Genomic DNA, 15,283 nt, shown 5'->3' on the forward strand with positions numbered 1-15,283 from the left:
AGCTATAGGCATTGGGTGGTTGGTCAAGGGTAGGGTAGTTGCATTTGCAGCATCAGCTGTGGAGGATGTCCTTGAAAGCCAGCTTGAAAACCATGAACTGGTCTTCCTCACAGACTTCGAAGACTTGATTGCCAATCGGAATGCCAAGGGCAATCTGTTCGGACAATATCTCCCGCGCCGCTACGATGGCTTCTGTTCGGGCGCTGTCCACATCAGGCAATTCAACCCCGGTCGTGTCTTCCTCGTAATCATCGCCATTCCGCAGATGAAAATAGTACAATGCCATTTGTCGCTCCCGTCATCTTGAGGACGTGAACGCGGGCAAGTTATTGTGGTTCCAAGCTATTTTCTGAATGGTAGAATTACGGCTGATAGGGTCTGCTGATGTTGATTTGTGATGTCGTCGAAAATTCCCTCGTACTCGCCAATAGCCTCTTGGGCTGCTGATAAGCGCTTCTCATAGCGGCGTGAACGTTCGGCTGATTGTGTCTGACTTACGTTCAGGTCGATCCGAAGGGCAGACAATTCGAGTTGAGCGTCTCGCAGCTTTTTTTGATCACCAGCGCTTGCCAGATACCCAACCGATATCCCAACGAAGAAGGCGATCATAACGAGACAAACGATTGCGAATGTAAACATCATGCAAGTCCATAATCGAAAACGACGACAATAGCCCATCCGGTCTGCACGGACCACATCAAGTTGAGTTCATAGTCAGGGCAGGGCATTGAGATAGGGCATGGCGTGAAAACGGGAAGGTGAGGCGGCAGCATTTCATCACCGATAGATGCGAGGGATCACTGCAGCCGGTCAACCAAACATCGACAGTTTGACGAATTAAGGAAAATATACCTTTACAGCGCGGCAGAATCGGGCTGATCTAAGGAATTAAATCCTTATTTTCGGAGACTATCGTGAAACACGCTCGTGGCATTGACCTTTGCGCCCCGTTCTCGCCAAGCGTGTTTGGGGAGCATGACGGTAAGCAATATCAGACATTGAGAGGCATGCGTGAATGGGAAGTGCTTGGGGCGAGATGCGGGAAGTGTGGGCGCGTGGCTTGGCTGGATAAGACAGCGGTGTTGCGGCAATGTGGGGATCGGTATTTGCGAAACCTTCGCGGCATGCTGAAATGCCAGTGTGGCAACCGCGAAGGCAATCGCGTATTGATCGGAACGTTGCCGCGCTAAAGCACGACATCACCAGCCAGCCAGTTCCTTTTGCAGTTCAGCTTGCTCTTCTTTCTGTCGTTCCCGTTCCACGGTCCATTCTCGCCAGCGCTCTTTCTCTGCCTTCAGCTTGCGCTCTTCTCTCGCATTGTGTTCCTCATCAAAACCGTCGCGCCGCCACATTGCTTGGGAGCTTGCAACAGCTGCATCCGTCAAACACCTATGGATATGCGCCACGCTTGAAGGCAAAGAGGACGACAAATGCACCGACCATTACAATGGTGCCCATGTCGAAGTGGAATGTGTAGCCCATCACGGATGACCAGATGGTGCTGATGAAACCCCAAATCATAAATGCGGTTTCCATGGTTATCGCACCTGACCGGCTTCGTAGCCGACATGGTAAAGGACCAACAGAATGACGATGATTGATCCGACTGAAATGGTCATTGGTCGCCCTCGCTCTTTTTCAGGAAACCCGCTGCTTTTTCCAGCGCGAGTTCACATAGGCGAAGTTGTTCCGAGCCTTTTTTCAATGCCGCAATCCGGGCTTCGTCCTTCCCCTCTGTGATCGCATCTTGGCATGAGGCACGCGCCGAACTTGCGGCGTCTATGGCTTCAATTGAGGCTTCGTGCGCAAAGATATTGTCTTGGTCCGTCGCGTCACGGTTATAACCATGACCGGTTTGTTCGTGCCGATCAGCGAGTTCAATGCCAGCTTCGGCGTCTTTAATGATGTGGTCAATGACATTCATTTGGTAGTCCTTCCTCATTGTCATTATCGTCGGTTCAAAATTGTATCGATCCAATGAATCAATCTGTATTATATAACAATATCAATGAATTACGGCACTGGTCGAGTTGCGCGAGCGGTGCGCTTTCTTCCTCTGGTCGTCCAAGTCGTATTCGTAATTATCGACCGTTGACGATGTCATGACCCGGTCGGCAATCGATGCGGCGTATTCAACAGCCTCATCCAAGGTCTGGAAGCGCCCATTCCTGTTGACCGTGTATCCGCGAAACGTCTCCGGTTGGTACTCTTCGTAATCCGCGTGGATGATCGCAATGGTTTCTTCTTTGGCTGGTGAGAAAAGTTCAATTGCCTCAACAAGCATCTTGCGGTTTTCGGAGTAGGCAATCACAGCTTCGACGTAACCGTACTTCCGTGCATATGCGATGATCCGGTCAATCTGTTTGAGAAATTCCCGTTGCTTCTTTGGGTTCGTCATGACTTCGCTAAATGTGTACTTTTGCATTCCCGTTTTCCTTTATGGGAATGCCTTTTCTTTCATAATGTAAATTCTTCGCGTCCAAGGCATTTGGTTGATGTTAAGCGGCTTGTTTCTGAACTTCCTGTTCAGGGGTTTCAGCCAGTGCTTTCATGAGTGCTTCAAGCTTGTTTTCGAGCGGGAAGGTCTCACCATAGTGCATTTCGAATCCACGGCTGCTGTGACCCATAATGCTGTTCTTAAGATTGTCACCGCATTTGGACCCGCGCAGAGCCGTGGCAAGACGATGCCGGTATGAATAGAATGTTTTGCCTTCAGCGACCGTATCGATGATCTTGTTCGACGCCGCACTGAGGGCTTCGCTTCCGTTGTGGCGTCGGTAGCGCTCGAAACCATCGGGGAACTTCTTTAGCCATTCCAAGGCAGCACCGAACACCGGGATGTCTCGGATTCTGTCGCCATTTGATTTGACCGTATCTCGCAACTCGTTGGGGCGGATGGAAATATAGGGGATCGCCTCATTCAAGTGGATGTCAGATTTCGTAAGAAGGCAAAGCTCTTTACAGGTAGCGCCGGTCATTGATGAGATGACGTTGAGTGCCTTTAGATCGTCGCTCGATTTGCCGCTGATGATCCGATCAAGAACCGCCTTGCACTCCTCATTGGTGAAGCCCGGACGCTTACCCTTCTTGGCTGTGCCCTCAAACTCTACGCTGTCGAAGGGGCTGGTCTTAATTCCGTAATCGACTTTCAAGACCTTGGCGGTGATCAGGCGAAGCCACATGATCTTCTTGCGACCACTGGCAAGGTCGAATTTCTTAGCGGCAATTAGCTCAACAAGCTTTTCCTTATATCCCCAAGTGTCGGCATCCTTTAGCTTTGTGACATCATGGTTCTTGCCCATTGCGCTATTCCATTCGTCGACAGCCTGAACGAATGGACGCCACTTCTTGTAACTCGCCCGCTTGTCGGTGTTCAATCCGAACTTCTCGGAACTCAATTCCCGGTATCGTTCCAATGCCTGAGACATGGTGAGCGCGGGTAGGGCGAGTCCACCAGACACGACAGCAACGATGGTTTCGGAAGGTTTGTCGATCTTCTCGAATTTCTCGACACGGTCTGCCACCAACTCGACGAATTCTTGGGCGGATGCCGCTTTTGTGGCGGCAGTGTAATTGCCGCCAAGGAATGACTTCGCAAAAGCGGTAAAAGCGGCAAGGTTGAAATCTTCAGCGCTTGGTTCATTCCTACCGAACATCGCGTCATATTTCTTGCGAAGCAAAAGCACCTTACCAAGCACTTTCGCTTCAGCATTCTCATCGGTGATTTTCACACCTAACGACTCACAGAAATGTTTTCGTTTTCCGAACGTATTACTCTCAGAAAGGTGCCTTGGTACTGCAATCCTGAAGTAGTACGTGTCGCCACGAATCTCAACATGCTTCATTTCCAATCGGCTTCTCCGTTTTTTGGGTTTTCTTTTAACAACTATCGGGTTCATATTTCATGCCTTTCGATGTTGTCAACAAATATTTTCAGACTCACTTACTTTTTCTGAATTTCTATTGATTTGATTTAATTACAAAAGGAGATAGCGCGTTTTGTAATTAAATCAAATTCCCTAATACTTGAACTATACACTTTGTAATCATTTCAACTCGGACACACAGAATCGCCGCACCACACTGGGGCGAACGCAGAGATGGGCGATGGGATGAGGGAAAACCGGGCGCAAAATGTCATAGTTGATGCATCAGGAATGCAACAATTCTGCAGACTTAAAATTTTTAAGCCATTGTTATTGCTTGCTATTTTTACGAAATTGGGGGGCATTTTTTGGCGGAAGAGGTGGGATTCGAACCCACGGTACGGTCTCCCGCACGCCGGTTTTCAAGACCGGTTCCTTAAACCACTCGGACACTCTTCCTGATGAAGGCTTATAGTGTGATGCCGGTTTGGCGGGTCGTGGTTTCCCGGGCAAATTTTTGGACATCAGCCTGTCACGGCTCGCTTTATAGCTTGCCGATTGCGGACGTCAACCGGTCTAGGGGCGCCAGCGCGGTCGCAGACCGGGAACAATTCTTCGCTCGCCGCTTTTTGACTGATGTTTCAAAGAAAGGCGATGGCGATGGTGAGGACATTTCAGACTGTGAGCCTGTCGATTTTGGTTTCTGCTACGATGCTGGTTGCACCGAGTTATGCGGCGCTTGAGGCCGATGGCGATAACATGGTGGACATGGCAGCGGTCGCAGTTGCAGACCACCAGCAGGTGAGCGGTCCGGTCTGCATACCACCCGAGCCGCAGTATTTATCCACATTCATTCGCGACATGGATGGTACCATTGTCGGTATCCGCTATGACATCATCGATTATGTCTGCTAGGACAGCGTATTCTTCGTTTTTAATTCAGCCATTACATGCGCTTTCAAGCTTCATTTGATCGGACCTGCAGGATCGTGCATTAACTATTCGCTAACCATAATCCCAATTGTTTCATTCCAGCACGGTTAACCATTCGCATTTTCGCCACGTTGTTGTCATGATTAATCGACTGTTACATTTCGGGACGCCGGACCTTTCGCGGAGGCAAACGCGCGAAGAGACTGCGTACGGCTTATGCGAATGGCGATGTGGGGCACATGACTTCCAATCTGACGGCGGCTTTTTTCTTCAAGGGATTGCGCGTTGCAGCCATCCCGATGCTTTGCGTCGGGCTGACGGCTTGCGGATCGACGACCAGCGTCGCTAAGGGCAAGCCGCGCAGCAAGGAATATTTTGCTGAATCGATCTACGGCGTGAAGGCCAGTCCGCGCGTTGTCGCCGAGGGGAAGAGCGTTCCCAAGGGCGGCGGCCGCTATCAGGTCGGCAAGGCCTATCAGGTCAAGGGCAAGTGGTACCAGCCGAAAGAGGATTTCGGCTATAACAAGACCGGCATGTCGTCCTGGTATGGCTCCGCGTTCCATGGCCGCCTGACGGCGAATGGCGAAGTCTACGACAAATATCATCTGTCGGCTGCCCATCCGACTTTCCCGCTGCCAAGCTATGCCCGCGTCACCAATCTTGAAAACGGCACTTCCGTCGTGGTCCGGGTCAATGATCGCGGTCCCTATGAATACGGGCGGATCATCGACGTCTCGTCGAAGACAGCCGACTTTCTCGATATGAAGCGCAAGGGCAGTGCCCAGGTTCGCGTCCAGTATATCGGCAAGGCGCCGCTCGAGGGCAATGACATGCCCTATCTAATGGCATCCTATGTGAAGAAGGGTGACCGCAGCCCGAACGCATTCCCAGAAGGCCAGATCGCCTCCGGTGTCATGGTCGCGTCGAACGAGCCGCTGCGCAAACAGGCTGGCAATCTCGGCACGCTGACCATACCGTCGAAATCCAACATGGAGATGGGCGTGCCGGTTACGGCGCTCGCCGAAGCTGCAACGCCGCGTGCGTCATCGGCAGGGCTTGATGCCTTCGCAATGCTGCCGGAGATCGGTCCGATCCCGCGCGAACGGCCGGACTATATCCCGATGCCGAATGGCAATATGGCCTACGCGGCCGCCTATGTCGAAGCGCGTGTCAGCGATTCCGACACCGCCTTCGATGCCATTCTCGTTGATCAAAACCCTTTGACGCCGAATTCGATCGTCGAATACGCCAAGCGCAAGACCGTCCTGCGTTAGAACTCGTACGATCAATGAGGCTCTAACGTCTCATCCCGATCCTTCGCGATTGATCACCGGTGGCCCGGCTGCTATTGCCGGGAAAGGCACCGGAGTTTGGAATGCATATACGGCTGGTTTCGGTTTTCATTGCTCTCGTGCTGATTGTCAGCGCGCCCATGGCGGCTCTGGCGCAGGCCTTTGAGACCAAGGCGAAGCAGGTCTATCTGATCGATGCCGAGACCGGCACGGTCCTGTTTGCCAGGGATGAAAACGCCGTTGTTCCACCGGCGTCTCTGGCCAAGTTGATGACGATGGAAGTCGTCTTCGATGCGATCGGCAAGAACGAACTGACGCTCGATACCGAATTTCCCGTTTCCGAGCATGCCTGGCGAACCGGTGGCGCACCATCGGGCACATCGACGATGTTTGCAGCGCTGAAATCGCGCGTCCGCGTTGCCGATCTCATTCAGGGCGTGACCGTCCAGTTGGCCAATGATGCCTGCATCATTCTTGCAGAAGGGATGATGGGCAGCGAGGAGGCGTTCGCCAAGCGCATGACCGAGCGCGCCCGTGAACTGGGCTTGAGCCGCTCGGTGTTCCACAATGCCACCGGCCTGCCTGATCCGGAAAACAAAACCACCATGCGCGACATGGCGCTGCTCGCCCAACATATCCAGAGCACTTATCCCGACCTGTTCAAATACTATTCCCAGAGCGAATTCGAATGGAACAGGATCCTCCAGCGAAACCGCACGCCGCTGATCTCGGCCAATATCGGCGTCGATGGATTTGCCACCGGGTTTGCCGAAGGGTTCGGCTTTGGCATGGTCGCCACCATGCAGAAGGACGCTAGACGCGTGTTTCTGGCGCTTGGTGGTCTTGCCACGGATAAGGAACGCGTCGAGGAAACGCGCAAGATCCTCGACTGGTCGATGACGGCCTTTGAACGAAAGCGGCTGTTTGAAGCCGGCGATAGCGTCGGGGAGGCGAGTGTCTATGGTGGCGCGGTTTCGCATGTCCAGCTGGTCACGGCCCGTGCTGTGGACGTACTTGTGCCGGTCAACAATCCGGAGCGGCTTTCGGCCAAGGTGATCTATCGCTGGCCGCTTGCCATGCCGGTGGAGGCGGGCAGGGAGGCAGGCATGCTCAAAATCTGGAGCGGCGAGCGGTTGCTGCGCGAAGTGCCGGTCGAAACCAGTGCGGCCATTGGCCAGGGCACCCTTTCGGGCCGGGCGCTGGATGCGCTGCAGGAATTGCTGTTCTTCTGGCTCTGATGAAATGACGCGGCCAGCGGTTTCGCCGCTGGACACAATCAGCTACACAAACCCGGTGCCCGCTTTGCATTCGCCATCGGCTCTGGTGGCTGAGGCAAGCTGCGGCGCGGACATCCCTTGGATGTTCAATGGAAAAATGACCTACGGGAATTCATGGTGTCTGTCGGAACAGGTGTGTTTGTTACATTCGAAGGCGGCGAGGGGGCTGGCAAATCCACCCAGATCCGGCTGCTGGCCGATGCGTTGCGCGAGCGCGGCTATGCTGTTTTGACGACGCGCGAGCCCGGTGGCTCTCCCGGCGCGGAAGCCGTGCGGCACGTGCTGTTATCGGGTGCCGCCCAGGAATTCGGCGTGCGTATGGAGGCAATCCTGTTTGCGGCCGCCCGCAGCGACCATGTCGAGGAAATCATCCGGCCGGCGCTTTTGAAGGGGACTGTCGTCCTCTGCGACCGTTTCATGGATTCCTCGCGTGTCTACCAGGGCGTGACCGGCAATCTTGAACCCAGCTTTATCGAGGCGCTGGAGCGCGTTGCGATCAACGGCGTTGCGCCCGATTGCACGATCATTTTCGATCTTCCCGCAGCACTTGGCCTTGAGCGCGTCAGAAAAAGGGCAGGGGCGGCGGAAGTCCTGACAGGTCAGGAAGTCGAGCTCGACCGCTTCGAGAAGGAAGAGCTCGAAACCCATGAAAAGCGCCGCGAGGCCTTCCTTGATATCGCCAGCGCCGACCCGGCGCGGTGCCATGTGGTCGATGCGGCCGCCTCCGCCAGCGACATCGCCGCTGCCGTGCTTGTCATCATCGAGCCCTTGCTGCCCGGATCGGGCAATGGGCCGGATACGGAAGCGGCACAATGAGCACGGACAGGTTTGACGTTCTGGACGGCGCCATTTCTCCGGCCGAAAACATGCGCCTGTTCGGCCATGAGGAGCCGGAGCATTTTCTGGCGCAAAGCTACCGATCGGGCAAGGGGCATCATGCCATCCTCATCGAAGGGCCGGAAGGCATCGGCAAGGCGACGCTCGCCTTCCGCTTTGCCAACCATGTGCTGACCCATCCCGATCCGGCATCCGCACCGGCGGAACTTGGCGATCCCGATTTAAATTCGATCGTCAGCCGCCAGATGGCTTCGGGTGCCTCGCACAATCTTTTGCACCTCACACGGCCTGTCGATGAAAAGACCGGCAAGGTGAAAAGCGCCATTACCGTTGATGAAGTGCGCCGGGCCGGCAAGTTTTTTTCGCAGACATCCGGCACTGGAAACTGGCGGATCGTCATCGTCGATCCCGCCGATGACCTCAACCGCAACGCTGCCAATGCGATCTTGAAAATTCTCGAGGAGCCGCCGAAGCGTTCGCTATTCCTGGTCCTGACGCATGCGCCGGGCAAGCTTTTGCCGACCATCCGTTCGCGCTGCCTGCCGCTGCAACTGAAACCACTGGCGCCGGATGCGATGCGCGCTGCCATGAGCCATCTCGGCTTTGACCTTTCCGGACCGGATGGGCAAAAGGTTCTGGCATCGGCGCATGGCAGCGTGTCGGAGGCGTTGAAGCTGATCAATTATGGCGGCCTTGACATCATGGCGACGTTCGAGGCCATTCTGGCCGGTCAGGAGCCTGGTATCCGCAAGGATATGCACAAGCTGGCCGACGTTCTGGCGGGCAAGGACAGCGAAACGATCTTTGCGTTCTTCATGGCGCTGGTCACTGGCCATATGATGAGCGAAGCGCGCCAGGCTGCGCATTCCGGCGATATTGGAAGGGCAGACCGGTTTGCGCGCCTATCGAGCAGCGTGACAGAGCGGATCACCGTGGCGCAGGCCTATAATCTGGATCGAAAGCAGACTGTTCTCTCGATTCTGGACGATCTCAGGGCAGCGTCCCGCGCCATGGCCTAGACGTTCACTCTGCCAGTATGCGCAGGGCCAGTGCGGTAGAACCGGGCAGCTTTTCTAGGCGCGCACTGTTTCATCCCGCCGTTGGATGCGCTAATAGCCAGACACCAAAAGATCAGACACAGGCCGAAACCCGATCATGACCGATACGTCTCCCTTCTACATCACCACCGCGATCTCCTATCCGAACGGCAAGCCGCATATTGGCCATGCCTACGAGCTGATCGCGACCGATGCTATGGCGCGCTACCAGCGGCTGGAGGGGCGCGACGTCCTGTTTCTGACGGGAACCGACGAGCACGGCCAGAAAATGCAGCAGACGGCGCGCAAGGAAGGCATCAGCCCGCAGGAACTGGCAGACCGCAACTCGGCCGAATTCAAGAGCATGGGCGCTCTGCTGAACGCGTCCAACGACGACTTCATCCGCACGACCGAACCGCGCCATCATGAGGCCGTCCAAAATATCTGGAACCGTATGGCCGATGCCGGCGACCTCTACAAGGACAGCTATTCCGGCTGGTACTCGGTGCGCGACGAGGCATACTACCAGGAAGGCGAAACGGAAGTGCGCGCGGACGGCGTGCGCTACGGGCCGCAGGGCTCACCCGTCGAATGGGTGGAGGAAGCCAGCTATTTCTTCAAGCTGTCGGCCTATCAAGACAGGCTGCTGCAGCATTACGAAGACAATCCGGACTTTATCGGCCCGGCTGAGCGCCGCAACGAGGTGATGTCCTTCGTGAAATCCGGCCTGCGTGATCTCTCGATGTCGCGCACGACCTTCGACTGGGGCATTCCCGTTCCCAATGATCCCAGCCATGTCATGTATGTCTGGGTCGATGCGCTGACCAACTATATCACCGCGACCGGCTACCTCACCGATCCGGAAGGCCCGCGCGCCAAATTCTGGCCGGCCAATATCCACATGATCGGCAAGGATATCATCCGCTTCCACGCCGTCTACTGGCCAGCCTTCCTGATGTCCGCCGGCCTGCCCTTGCCGAAGAAGGTGTTTGCCCACGGCTTCCTGCTCAACAAGGGCGAGAAGATGTCGAAGTCGCTCGGCAATGTCGTCGATCCCGTCAATCTGGTGGAGCATTTCGGGCTTGACCCGATCCGCTATTTCTTCCTGCGCGAAGTCTCTTTCGGCCAGGACGGCAGCTACAGCGAGGAGGGGATCGCCACCCGCATCAATTCCGATCTGGCCAATGGCATCGGCAATCTGGCCAGCCGTTCGCTGTCGATGATCGTCAAGAACTGCGAGGGCCAGATCCCTGAATGCGGCGCCCTGAGCGACGAAGACAAAGCGATGCTGGCTGCCGCCGACGCGTTGCATGCCTCGACCCGCGACGACATGAATGCGCTGATGATCCACCGGGCACTGGCCTCGATCATCGCCGTCGTCTCGGAAGCCGACCGGTATTTTGCAGGCCAGGAACCCTGGGCGTTGAAGAAGACCGACCCGGCGCGCATGGCGACCGTTCTTTATGTCACCGCCGATGTCGTGCGCCAGATCGCCATTCTGCTGCAGCCTTTCATGCCGGAATCATCGGGAAGGCTGCTCGATCTCGTGGCGATCCCCGCAGATCAGCGCAGCTTCGCGTCCCTTGGTGAAGCAGGCCGGCTGGTGGCCGGAACGGCGCTGGAAGCCCCCAAGCCGGTTTTCCCACGCTATGTGCCGCCGGAAGCTTAAGGACGGCCCGTCATGCTGATCGACACCCATTGCCATCTGGATTTTCCGGATTTCGACGCTGAGCGCGATGCGATCATCGCGCGCGCGCGCGCTGCCGGCGTCGGCCAGATGATCACGATTTCGACGCGCGTGAAGAAGTTCGACACGATCCTTGCGATTGCAGAGACCTATGCCAACGTCTTCTGTTCGGTCGGCACGCATCCGCACAATGCCGATGAGGAACTGGATATCGAGGCGGACGATCTGGTGCGCCTGTCGGCACATCCGAAAGTGGTTGCGATCGGCGAAGCCGGGCTTGATTATTTTTATGACAACGCGCCGCGCGACGCGCAGGCGACCGGTCTGCGCCGCCATATTGCCGCTGCCCGGCAAACCCAGCTGCCGCTGGTCATTCACAGCCGCTCTGCCGACGACGACATGGCCGCAATCCTGACCGAGGAAACAGGGAAGGGGGCCTTCCCTTTCCTGCTCCATTGTTTCTCCTCCGGCCCGGATCTCGCCAAGGTTGGCGTCGATCTCGGCGGCTATATCTCGTTTTCCGGCATCCTGACCTTTCCGAAATCGGAGGAACTGCGCGCGATCGCCAAGACCGTTCCGCATGACCGGATGATCGTCGAAACCGACGCTCCGTATCTGGCGCCCAAGCCGTTCCGGGGAAAGCGCAACGAGCCGGCCTATGTGGCGCACACCGCGAAGGTTCTGGCCGAAACCATCGGCGTTTCCACCGACGAGATTGCTGCGATCACGACAGAGAATGCTTTCCGCGTCTTTTCTAAAATGCCGAGACTCTGACATGGCGGTGAGGCGGGTCTTCACCATCCTTGGCTGCGGCTCGTCTCCCGGCGTGCCGCGCATCAACGGCGACTGGGGCGCGTGCGACCCCGCCAACCCGAAAAACCGCCGCAGCCGCGCTGCCTTGCTGATCGAACAGACCGGCGCCGACGGCGGCACGACCACCGTCGTGATCGATACCGGACCGGATTTTCGCGAGCAGATGATTGCAGCGAACGTCAAGACTATCGACGCGGTCTTCTATTCGCACCCGCATGCCGATCATATTCACGGCATCGACGATCTGCGCGGTTATGTGCAATCCACCGGCAGACGCATGCCGATCTGGGCCGATGCGCCGACCATGGAGCGCATCCGCGAGGGGTTCGGCTATTGCATGGAGACGCCGGCGGGCAGCAACTATCCGCCGATCGTCGAGCCGAACATTATCGATCCGTCGCTGGCACCCGTGGCGATTACCGGGGCCGGGGGCACGATCCGGCTGCAGCCGGTGCTTCAACACCACGGCAGCATCATGTCGATGGGCTTTCGCATCGGCGGTTTTGCCTATTGCAGCGATGTCAACGATTTCCCGCCGGACACGATCGGCAAGCTCACGGGGCTGGACATGCTGGTGATCGACACGCTGCAGTACAAATTCCACCCGAGCCATCTGTCGCTGGAACAGACACTCGGCTGGATCGAACGGTTTTCGCCGAGGCGCGCCGTGCTCACCCATATGCATACGCCGCTGGATTACGCGACGGTGATGCGCGAAACGGCCGATCATATCGAGCCGGCCTATGACGGCATGCGGCTGGAGTTCGACGTCAGCGGCGAAGCCGCCGATGACGTCCGGTGAATTGACGGCATCAGCTGAAATATGGCTGAAGATTTCCTCTGATGCGATCGAGAACAGTGGTGCCGGAAAGGTCTGGCGCGAAACGCTGGCCGGTGATCGTCTCATAGGCTTCGATATAGACTTTTGACGTCTGTTCGACGAGATCGGCCGGAATTTCCGGGATCGGATCCTTGTAGGGATCGCAGCGTTCGGTCACCCAGGCGCGCACAAAATCCTTGTCGAAGCTCTTCGGCCGTGCGCCGGCTTCAAAACTCTGCGCATAGCTTTCGGCGATCCAGTAGCGGCTGCTGTCGGGCGTGTGGATTTCGTCGGCGAGCACGATGCGGCCGTCCTTGTCGGTGCCGAATTCGTATTTGGTATCGACAAGAATGAGGCCGCGCTCGGCGGCGCGCTGCTGACCGCGCGCAAACAGCGCCAAGGCATAGCGCGAAACGGTGTCCCATTGTTCGGCGGTCAAAAGCTTCTGCGACAGGATTTCATCGGCTGAAAGCGGCTCGTCATGGCCGCCGTCGAACGCCTTGCTGGTTGGCGTGATGATCGGTTGCGGCAGCTTCTCATTGTCCTTCAGACCGTCCGGCAAGTGGATGCCGTACATGTCGCGCTCGCCATTGCGGTATTTGGTCAGGATCGACGTGCTGGTGGTGCCGGCAAGATAACCGCGCACGACGATCTCGACCGGCAGGATATCCAGCCTGGTGCCGATGACGACGTTCGGATCCGGATAGGATACGACATGGTTCGGGCAGATATCAGCGGTTTCCTCAAACCAGTACCGCGCCGTTTGGGTCAGAACCTGGCCCTTGAACGGGATGGCCGTCAGGATGACATCGAAGGCACTCAGCCGGTCCGTCGCGATAATGATGCGGTTGCCATCCGGCAGATCATAATTCTCGCGCACCTTGCCATTGTAGCGTCCTGGCAATTCGGGAATGAAAGCATCTGAAAGAATGCGCAAATCGCTCATCGGGTCCGGTCTTTCGCTGACGGTGGAGACCGGTATCGCTTAAGCCTTGGAGCGTGGCAAGGTCAAGACGGGGCAAGCTGGAATGCAGCTGGTGGCGTGGTTTCTGATGTGGCTTAGTTCCATAATCTATCTTATGTGATAGATATATGTAGCCGCAAAGTTGAAGTGTCCTGTTTCTGCAAAGTTAGAGTGTCACACTCCCCGCGTTTGATAACGCGGAGACGAGCAGATGGGATTGATAGCGATGAGCGAGCGCGATCTGCAGCGGATCGAGGTTTTGTCGAAGGTTGTTGCCGGCCGGATGACGTTGGTATCGGCGGCACATGTGCTTGATCTGAGCGAGCGCCAGATCCGCCGGCTGCTGGAGCGTATGCGCACTGGTGGTGCGGCGTCGATCCGGCACAAGGCGATCGGCCGGCCGTCGAACAACCGGATCAGCGACGGTGTCCGGGATTATGCGATGACGCTGGTTCGCGAACGCTATGCGGATTTCGGACCGACCTTGGCGGCGGAGAAGCTTGCCGAGCGGGATGGTCTGCGTGTGTCGCGCGAGACGCTGCGCGGTTGGATGTCTGAGGCCGGACTGTGGCTGTCGCGCAAGCAGCGGCGGACGTTCCATCAGCCGCGGCGGCGGCGTGAAGCCTATGGCGAGCTGGTGCAGATCGACGGGTCGGCGCATCGCTGGTTTGAGGATCGCGGACCGCCGTGCTCGCTGCTGGTGTTCGTCGATGATGCGACCGGCAGGTTGATGCAGTTGCGCTTTGTGCGCTCGGAAAGTGCCTTTACCTATTTCGAGGCACTGGAGCTCTATCTGCAGGATCACGGTGCGCCGATTGCTTTTTATTCCGACAAGCATTCGGTATTCCGGGTGGCGAAGAAGGATGCCAAGGGCGGCCAGGGCATGACCCAGTTCGGGCGTGCGCTGTGTGAGCTAAACATCGAGATTCTCTGCGCAAATTCCAGCCAGGCCAAGGGTCGTGTCGAGCGCATGAACCGGACGCTGCAGGACCGTCTGGTCAAGGAGTTGCGGCTTTCCGGCATCGACAGCATGGAGGCTGGCAATGCGTTCTTGCCGGGCTTCATGGAGAACTACAACGCGCGTTTTGCAATCGTCCCTGCCCGACCCGATGATTTGCACCGGCCGCTGAATCTGGTGCCGGATCGATTGGCCAAGATCCTGTGCAAGCGCGAGCAGCGTTATGTCGGATCGCAGCTGACGTTTTCGTTTGAACGCAAGCGGATCATGCTGGAGGAGACCGAGATGACGTGTGGGCTGGTGGGCCGCTACGTCGAGACCTATGCCTATGCGGATGGGCGGCTCGATGTGCGCTGGAAGGGACATTCCCTACCCTATACGGTGTTCGACAAGGACCAACGGGTAACGCATGCGGCAATTACCGAGAACAAGCGGCTCGGCGAAGTGCTGGCCTATGTCAAAGAGCGCCAGGACCAGAAGGTAACGCCGGCCGTGAAGACAAATAGCGACAAGAACGGCTACAAGCCGACAGGTCGCAAACCCGGAAGACGCACGGATTCCATGAACGATCCGGCAGTCATTGCGCGACGTGAGAAGGCCCTGTTGCGGCAGCAAGCTGCCGAGTGAATGACCGATCGGATCGTCTTAAAGCTAAAGCCGAAGGGCAGCGTCTCACCCGCCCCCGCCCTTCCCTTGCAACCCGGCCCAGCCGGTCCGGTCGGGGGCTTGCCTCAGCACACCTGGACATACCGAGCGTCGCATTTCTAAACGGATGCAGATGCGCCCAAAGTGACATTTT

Annotated in this window: 16 protein-coding genes and 1 tRNA gene; 9 read left to right on the top strand and 8 right to left on the bottom strand. The window is 56.8% G+C overall.

Annotated features, from left to right (window positions below; translation table 11 throughout):
• Positions 1–52: 52 nt before the first annotated feature.
• The 7 genes from PYR65_RS13130 to PYR65_RS13160 all read right to left on the bottom strand — a co-directional run bounded on the left by PYR65_RS13130 (position 53) and on the right by PYR65_RS13160 (position 4,325).
• Complete coding sequence (locus PYR65_RS13130) at positions 53–286, bottom strand: DUF6894 family protein (RefSeq protein ID WP_276118312.1); 234 nt, start codon at positions 284–286, stop codon at positions 53–55.
• A gap of 913 nt (positions 287–1,199) precedes the next feature.
• The gene (locus tag PYR65_RS13135) at positions 1,200–1,385 is read right to left on the bottom strand and encodes a hypothetical protein (protein ID WP_276118313.1); all 186 of its coding nucleotides are present in this window, start codon (positions 1,383–1,385) and stop codon (positions 1,200–1,202) included.
• 4 nt (positions 1,386–1,389) lie between these two features.
• Positions 1,390–1,536, bottom strand: a complete 147-nt coding sequence (locus PYR65_RS13140; protein WP_276118314.1) for a hypothetical protein — start codon at positions 1,534–1,536, stop codon at positions 1,390–1,392.
• Positions 1,537–1,615: 79 nt separating this feature from the next.
• Positions 1,616–1,924: a hypothetical protein gene (locus tag PYR65_RS13145; RefSeq protein ID WP_276118315.1), complete on the bottom strand. Its 309-nt coding sequence runs from the start codon at positions 1,922–1,924 to the stop codon at positions 1,616–1,618.
• Between the two features lie 81 nt (positions 1,925–2,005).
• Positions 2,006–2,425, bottom strand: a complete 420-nt coding sequence (locus tag PYR65_RS13150) for a hypothetical protein (protein WP_276118316.1) — start codon at positions 2,423–2,425, stop codon at positions 2,006–2,008.
• Positions 2,426–2,498: 73 nt separating this feature from the next.
• Positions 2,499–3,851: a site-specific integrase gene (locus PYR65_RS13155; protein ID WP_276118317.1), complete on the bottom strand. Its 1,353-nt coding sequence runs from the start codon at positions 3,849–3,851 to the stop codon at positions 2,499–2,501.
• A 384-nt stretch (positions 3,852–4,235) separates the two neighbouring features.
• A tRNA-Ser gene (locus PYR65_RS13160) sits at positions 4,236–4,325 on the bottom strand.
• Positions 4,326–4,547: 222 nt separating this feature from the next.
• On the opposite strand from PYR65_RS13160, the gene PYR65_RS13165 reads away from it, so the two are divergent.
• From PYR65_RS13165 to PYR65_RS13200, 8 genes are all read left to right on the top strand, one after another.
• Entirely contained in the window at positions 4,548–4,781 is a 234-nt protein-coding gene (locus PYR65_RS13165; RefSeq protein ID WP_276118318.1) for a hypothetical protein, read from the top strand.
• A 257-nt stretch (positions 4,782–5,038) separates the two neighbouring features.
• The gene (locus PYR65_RS13170; protein WP_276118319.1) at positions 5,039–6,073 is read left to right on the top strand and encodes a septal ring lytic transglycosylase RlpA family protein; all 1,035 of its coding nucleotides are present in this window, start codon (positions 5,039–5,041) and stop codon (positions 6,071–6,073) included.
• 101 nt (positions 6,074–6,174) lie between these two features.
• On the top strand, positions 6,175–7,329 hold the full coding sequence (locus PYR65_RS13175) for a D-alanyl-D-alanine carboxypeptidase family protein (protein WP_276118320.1): 1,155 nt from the start codon (positions 6,175–6,177) through the stop codon (positions 7,327–7,329).
• 153 nt (positions 7,330–7,482) lie between these two features.
• Positions 7,483–8,184 carry a dTMP kinase gene (tmk, locus tag PYR65_RS13180; RefSeq protein ID WP_276118321.1) on the top strand — a complete coding sequence of 234 codons (702 nt, stop codon included), beginning with the start codon at positions 7,483–7,485 and terminating at the stop codon, positions 8,182–8,184.
• Positions 8,181–9,224, top strand: a complete 1,044-nt coding sequence (locus PYR65_RS13185; protein WP_276118322.1) for a DNA polymerase III subunit delta' — start codon at positions 8,181–8,183, stop codon at positions 9,222–9,224. The genes tmk and PYR65_RS13185 overlap by 4 nt, the downstream gene beginning before the upstream one ends.
• Positions 9,225–9,360: 136 nt before the next feature.
• The gene (gene metG, locus PYR65_RS13190) at positions 9,361–10,911 is read left to right on the top strand and encodes a methionine--tRNA ligase (RefSeq protein WP_276118323.1); all 1,551 of its coding nucleotides are present in this window, start codon (positions 9,361–9,363) and stop codon (positions 10,909–10,911) included.
• 12 nt (positions 10,912–10,923) lie between these two features.
• Positions 10,924–11,703 (top strand): TatD family hydrolase, encoded by a 780-nt coding sequence (locus PYR65_RS13195; protein ID WP_276118324.1) that lies wholly within the window; start codon positions 10,924–10,926, stop codon positions 11,701–11,703.
• 1 nt (position 11,704) lies between these two features.
• The gene (locus tag PYR65_RS13200) at positions 11,705–12,544 is read left to right on the top strand and encodes an MBL fold metallo-hydrolase (protein ID WP_276118325.1); all 840 of its coding nucleotides are present in this window, start codon (positions 11,705–11,707) and stop codon (positions 12,542–12,544) included.
• Between the two features lie 10 nt (positions 12,545–12,554).
• Here the strand turns inward: PYR65_RS13200 and PYR65_RS13205 are convergent, their stop codons facing one another.
• Entirely contained in the window at positions 12,555–13,499 is a 945-nt protein-coding gene (locus PYR65_RS13205; protein ID WP_276121056.1) for a phosphoribosylaminoimidazolesuccinocarboxamide synthase, read from the bottom strand.
• A 238-nt stretch (positions 13,500–13,737) separates the two neighbouring features.
• Here PYR65_RS13205 and PYR65_RS13210 point away from each other — a divergent pair, with 238 nt between their 5' ends.
• Positions 13,738–15,111 (top strand): ISNCY family transposase, encoded by a 1,374-nt coding sequence (locus PYR65_RS13210; protein ID WP_276118326.1) that lies wholly within the window; start codon positions 13,738–13,740, stop codon positions 15,109–15,111.
• Positions 15,112–15,283: the final 172 nt, after the last annotated feature.

The organism is Pararhizobium qamdonense (assembly GCF_029277445.1).
GTDB lineage: Bacteria > Pseudomonadota > Alphaproteobacteria > Rhizobiales > Rhizobiaceae > Pararhizobium > Pararhizobium qamdonense.

Bases quoted from the DNA above. Each gene is read 5' to 3' on its own strand.
- PYR65_RS13130 (WP_276118312.1), bottom strand. From the start codon at position 286: ATGGCATTGTACTATTTTCATCTGCGGAATGGCGATGATTACGAGGAA.
- PYR65_RS13140 (WP_276118314.1), bottom strand. From the start codon at position 1,536: ATGGAAACCGCATTTATGATTTGGGGTTTCATCAGCACCATCTGGTCA.
- PYR65_RS13145 (WP_276118315.1), bottom strand. From the start codon at position 1,924: ATGAATGTCATTGACCACATCATTAAAGACGCCGAAGCTGGCATTGAA.
- PYR65_RS13150 (WP_276118316.1), bottom strand. From the start codon at position 2,425: ATGCAAAAGTACACATTTAGCGAAGTCATGACGAACCCAAAGAAGCAA.
- PYR65_RS13170 (WP_276118319.1), top strand. From the start codon at position 5,039: ATGACTTCCAATCTGACGGCGGCTTTTTTCTTCAAGGGATTGCGCGTT.
- PYR65_RS13175 (WP_276118320.1), top strand. From the start codon at position 6,175: ATGCATATACGGCTGGTTTCGGTTTTCATTGCTCTCGTGCTGATTGTC.
- tmk (WP_276118321.1), top strand. From the start codon at position 7,483: ATGGTGTCTGTCGGAACAGGTGTGTTTGTTACATTCGAAGGCGGCGAG.
- PYR65_RS13185 (WP_276118322.1), top strand. From the start codon at position 8,181: ATGAGCACGGACAGGTTTGACGTTCTGGACGGCGCCATTTCTCCGGCC.
- metG (WP_276118323.1), top strand. From the start codon at position 9,361: ATGACCGATACGTCTCCCTTCTACATCACCACCGCGATCTCCTATCCG.
- PYR65_RS13195 (WP_276118324.1), top strand. From the start codon at position 10,924: ATGCTGATCGACACCCATTGCCATCTGGATTTTCCGGATTTCGACGCT.
- PYR65_RS13200 (WP_276118325.1), top strand. From the start codon at position 11,705: ATGGCGGTGAGGCGGGTCTTCACCATCCTTGGCTGCGGCTCGTCTCCC.
- PYR65_RS13210 (WP_276118326.1), top strand. From the start codon at position 13,738: ATGGGATTGATAGCGATGAGCGAGCGCGATCTGCAGCGGATCGAGGTT.